3 protein-coding genes are annotated in these 5,518 nt (G+C 54.0%); all 3 read right to left on the minus strand.

The window, feature by feature from the left end:
• Positions 1–396 precede the first annotated feature (396 nt).
• Positions 397–2,640 (minus strand): M3 family metallopeptidase, encoded by a 2,244-nt coding sequence (locus HY2_RS14480; RefSeq protein ID WP_081815082.1) that lies wholly within the window; start codon positions 2,638–2,640, stop codon positions 397–399.
• 322 nt (positions 2,641–2,962) lie between these two features.
• Complete coding sequence (locus tag HY2_RS14485) at positions 2,963–5,164, minus strand: beta-glucosidase (protein ID WP_034828888.1); 2,202 nt, start codon at positions 5,162–5,164, stop codon at positions 2,963–2,965.
• A gap of 75 nt (positions 5,165–5,239) precedes the next feature.
• The coding region (locus HY2_RS17205; RefSeq protein WP_146617212.1) for a tannase/feruloyl esterase family alpha/beta hydrolase at positions 5,240–5,518 on the minus strand (279 nt) is incomplete at its 5' end.

Consider the following 5,518-nt stretch of genomic DNA (forward strand, 5'->3'; position numbering starts at 1 on the left):
AATGCGGGACCATTTGGGGCTCAGGTCACAAATCATAGAGCACGTCTCATGGGCCCGTCATGAGACGTCACCATAACAAGTATACTATGCCGCAGGGATGAAGAGTTATGCGGAATACAGTGTTTAAAGCTGACTTACCCGCACGTCCTCCCCGCAACCGGATCAAGAACGGTATAAGATATGCGTTCGGCTTGCTGGCCTTCTGTCACATGAAGTCCATTGCATGATGGGAGAGGGAATCCTTAGGAAGTGCCGCGTCTCAGAATCAGCCATCAGGCAAGATGTGCGAAGACCATGACTATGCACCAGATATGGGTTTCGTCATGGTCATAAGCAATTGTGGTAGCAGTTTCACATATGCTCGGCTGCACAAAGCAGGCTAGGCGGACGCCATCCTTAGTTTTTAACTCCGCCGGCATCCATTCCGGTATCACCGTTCGCTTCATCCTGTACACCAAAGCCACGGTCACGCATCAGCGCGTTTGTGTCTGGGCCATGCCCCCGGAACTTCACATACGCCTCTGATGGATCTATCGTGTTCCCAACCGAGAGGATCCATTTGCGGAACTTCGCGGCGGTTGCCTTGTCATAGGGCCCGCCAGCTTCCTCAAAAGCCTCCCATGCATCTGCGCTGAAAGTGTCCGCCCAGAGATAGGCGTAATAGCCAGCGGCATAGCCTTCGCCGGAAAAGACGTGAGAAAATTGCGGCATGCGGTGACGCATGGGCAGTTCTTTCGGCATACCCAGCTCCACCAGGGTTTCACGCTCGAACGTATCCGCGTCAAAGTCCGTGAAATCTGTCATGGTGTGAACCTTCATGTCTACCAGGGCACTGGCCAGATATTCAGTTGTGTCAAATCCCTGACGGGCATTGGCGGCCCGCTCGATCTTCTCCACCAGTTCCTGTGGGATTGGCTTACCAGTGTCCATATGAAGCGCAAAGCGTTGTAGGATTTCCGGAGTTGGCAGCCAGTTCTCGTGAACCTGGCTAGGGAACTCGACATAATCCCGTGGCACTGCAGTGCCCGCAAGCGAGGGATAGGTAACATTCGAATTCAGCCCGTGCAAGGCATGGCCAAACTCGTGGAACAGAGTGGACGCATCATCCCATGAGATCAGGATTGGCTCTCCGGGAGCGCCCTTGACGAAATTGGAATTGTTGGAAACGATTGGCGTGGTGAAGCCGTCGATATTGTTCTGTGAACGGTAAGCATTCATCCATGCTCCCGAACGCTTTCCGGAACGGGCATAGGGGTCGAAATACCAAAGGCCGACATGCTTGCCTTCCCGCAGGACTTCCCAGACGCGTACGTCTTCATGAAAGACGGGAACGTCTTCAACGGGCTGAAACTCAAAGCCGTACAGCTCGCCGGCCATCCAGAACATGCCCTCACGCAGCTTTTCCAGCTGCAGGTATTGTTTTACTTCCTCGGAATCGAAATCATAGTCGGCCTGCCTGACCTTTTCTGCATAATAGCGATAATCCCAGGGCGCGATCGTAATGTCCGCGCCTTCCGCATCCGCAACTTCCTGCATGGCGGCCACTTCGTCGGCCACCTTGGCCTTTGCAGCAGGCCAGACCTTCAGCATCAGCTCCATGGCGGCATCGGGTGTCTTCGCTACGGCCTTTTCAATCGACCAGGCGGCATAGTTGTCATAACCTAGAAGCTTGGAGCGTTCCGCACGCAGCTTCATGATGTCAGCAATCAGCTGATTGTTGTCATAGGCGTCGCCATTATCGCCACGATTGTAATAGGTGTTCCACACTTTCTCACGCAGCTCGCGATTGTCGGAATAGGTCAGGAACGGGTCCATGGAGGAGCGCGTATTCAGAATGGCATACTTGCCGCCCTCATTATCACGTGACTCAGCGGCTGACTCTGCAGCACTAATGACAGATTCCGGCAGACCGGAAATCTGGTCTTCGGTGAGCCAGGTGACATAGGCCTCCTCATCATGGAGAAGGTTGTTGGAGAATGTCGTGTAGAGGGAGGCAAGCTCCTGATTGATCGCGGCGACACGCGCCTTGTCTGCATCATCCAGACCAGCACCGGCGCGCGCGAAGTCTGTATAATAGTCCCAGACAAGACGTTGTTGTTCCGGGGTGAGAGCGTTATAGCCATCCCCCTTGTAAATTGCCTCAATGCGATCATAAAGGGCTTTGTTCTGGTAGATTGAATCGCTAAAAGCCGCGAGCTTCGGAGCCATTTCACGCTGGACTTCCTGCACGGCAGGGCTGCTCAGTCCCGAAGCATATATTCCGTAGATTGTGCCAACCCGATCAAGCTCGTCGCCTGATTCCTCCATTGCCAGAATTGTATTGTCAAAGGTCGGTGCATCCGTCTGTGAGGCAATGGCGTCAATCTCGCCGCGGGCGCTTTTTATCGCTGCCTCAAGGGCAGGCTGAAACATGGACACTTCGACCTTGTCAAAGGGGGGAACACCGCCATACGGGCCCTTCCATTCTTGGAGAAGGACCCTGTAGGTGTCGTCTTCGTTCACCTGCGCCATATCATCCATGGAATCCTGCATTTGCTCCATCTGGCCTTCGCGGCCTGTTACGTCCTCAGTGCTCTCACACGACGTAATGGCAAGCAAAGCGAACGCCGAAGCACTGGCGATGAGGGCGGATTTTGTCATGAGAATCTCCTGGAATCGAGCACCTCTGAGGTAGTAATAACGGCCTCAGATTAATTTCATTTGCAACGATTAGATGCATAACATCCTGTCAGGCCATTCGTCCACTGCCGGGTGAGCTGCTGGTGTGCAGGTGGAGACATGAACCTGCAGTCTTCAAGAGGCGGGTGAATGTAGTCTGATAGGGGCCTGTTCAAAAAGGAACCGCGAATGCGATCAAGTGTGACCCAGGCTGTTTGCCGTAAGCCCAAGGCAATATCATGAAGATGGGGATTAGCCCTGACCAGGAGATAATTTTTCTGGTCAGGGCGGAATTGGTAGGCTTTTAGTCCGTCCACTGCCGGGCATGCAAGAAAACTGTGACGGGAGTTTTAAGATCTGCAGCATTGTTGCCGATGGCGAAGCTGTAGTCTCCTGCAGCAAGCGACCAGCCATCATTCTCCCACTCCGCCAGGATGCGCGGGTCAATCACAAGGTTTACCTGCTGGCTTTGGCCCGCAGCCAGATCGACCTTGCTGAATCCCACAAGTCTTTGCTTCGTTTCTCCGTTCACTGAAACAAGATAGACTTGAGGCGTTACCATACCGGCGCGATCCCCGGTATTGGTCACAGAGAGTGAGGCAGACAACTTAGTGGCATCTCCTGAGATGGACAGATCATTTTGCGCAAATGACGTGTAGCTGAGCCCGTAGCCAAACGGGAAGAGTGGCTCGATGCGTTTTTTTGCGAACCAGCGATAGCCAATATCAGAGCCTTCGATGGAATAGTCGACTTCCAGGGGAATTGTATCCGAATGTGGCGCAAAGCTGGGAATGTCCATGTCGAAACCATCCAGCATTGGACGCGGCAGCTGATCTTCACTTTTGGGGAAGGTCACTGGCAGACGGCCTGACGGGTTTACATCTCCATACAATATGTTGGCGATGGCTTCAGCGCCTCGCATACCCGGATACCAGGCTTCGACGACGCCAGCGACTTCATCAATCCATGGCATGTCGACTGGCCCGCCCGTTTCCAGCACAACAATTGTGTTCGGATTGGCTTTGGCGATAGCCGAAATCAATTCGTCCTGACCTCTCGGCAAGGCAAGCGAAGCGACATCGATTCCTTCCGTCATCCATTGGGTGGCGAAAATGATGGCCACGTCTGAATTTTTGGCGGTTTCAACAGCATTCGCGATATAGTCGCCTCGTCGGTATGAGAAGGTCGTCTCGGGGGCTTTGGTCTTCAGTGCTTTTAACGGCGCTGAGCGGTGATAGCTCTCCGTCATGAACATAGCGAACGGACCGTCGCCGCCAAGGGGCAGTGCTAGGGCGGGGCCGCCTTCCGTTTGTGCGTTGGAAGAACCGCCGCCAGACAGGACACCTGAATCGGCATATCCTCCGATCACAGCAATACGTGTCTCATCTCCAGTCAATGGTAGTGTGCCATTATCGTTCTTCAGAAGAACGATGCCTTCTTCAGCGACCTTTTGAGCCGTGTGGGCATTCTTATCAAAGTCAATGTCACGGATAACGGGCGGGTTTGCATCCACACCTACGGAATATATACCCCACAGGACGCGCTCGTTCATGTCTGTGAGACGCTCGTCATAGGCGGGGTCGGTCTCTGCTGCCTGAAGTAGTTTGTCATGGAAGAAGAGATCTTTATCCAGCTGTGAGCCCGACTGCTGGTCCAGTCCATTCAATGCATCCTCAAGCCCGTGAACGGCGCCCCAGTCTGACATCACCCAGCCCTTATATCCCCAGTCTTCCTTCAGGACGCTGTTAAGTAGATAGTTATTGCCGCAGGCATAGTCTTCATTCACTTTGTTATAAGCGCACATGATCGAACCCGGCTGCCCTTTCTCTATCGCGATCTGAAAGGCAAGCAGGTCACTTTCGCGAGCAGAGTCATCGTCGATTTTGATGTCTACGAAATGCCGACCGGTTTCCTGATCGTTGAGGGCAAAATGCTTGAGCGTGGAAATAACGTGTTCGGACTGAATGCCTCTGACGGAAGCGGCGGCCATGAGCCCGGAATGAAGCGGGTCTTCGCCGAGATATTCAAAGGTACGCCCCCCTCTGGGGTCGCGGATAAGGTTCATGCCGCCAGCAAGAAGCACATTAAAGCCTTTGGAATGGGCCTCTCTACCAATGGTTGCGCCCCCGATTTCAATCAGATCCGTATTGAAGGTTGCACCCTGCGCCATGCCAGAGGGGAGGGCCGTTGAGTAGTCGCCCCGCAAGCCGCCCACATAGGAAACGCCTAGACTGGCATCTGTTTCCTTGAGGGCAGGCACACCCAGGCGCGGAATGCCGGAGATATATCCGGCGCCAGGTATGGCGTCTTCAGGAATTTCAGTGCCATCGCCGATTGCAAGTGGCATGATGCCCCAAGTCAATTGAACGCGCTCTTCTCCAACCATTTGCGCGGAGGTCTTTTTTGCCCGCTCCAGGGGGAAGTCCGGCGTACTCTGGGCGGTTGCGCAGGCGCCCAAGACAAACGTTGCTGCGCTGGCTAGGGCCAGCCTTTTAAAGGTCGTCATATGTCCTCTCCTTCGTATCATTATTTCTGCGTGTCTCTGATGAAGGCGGTACCAAAAGCTGTGCTTTCAAGCTGCTCATCTCACATATATCTCTGCAGGCGGTTCAATATCCGCAGGGGTGCCGGCCTCGCAATTAAACGCTGCAGCCTCTGTTCTTGAGCCGCTTTCATCATGAACGGCTATTTCCGGATAGGGGCAGATCTTGCGGGAATATGCCGTGCTGCCATCTTGCTCGATATGTCGTCCCGTCAGGTATTTTGGGAGTGTGTCTTGCTCCACCCAGGCCTCCAGAGCGGCTTGTGCGTCAATTATGAAGGGGCCCGGCCCTGCTCTGCCCCACTGAGGTGGTCCATC

Origin of the sequence: Hyphomonas pacifica, from assembly GCF_000682675.1 — a bacterium.
In the GTDB taxonomy this organism is placed as follows: domain Bacteria; phylum Pseudomonadota; class Alphaproteobacteria; order Caulobacterales; family Hyphomonadaceae; genus Hyphomonas; species Hyphomonas pacifica.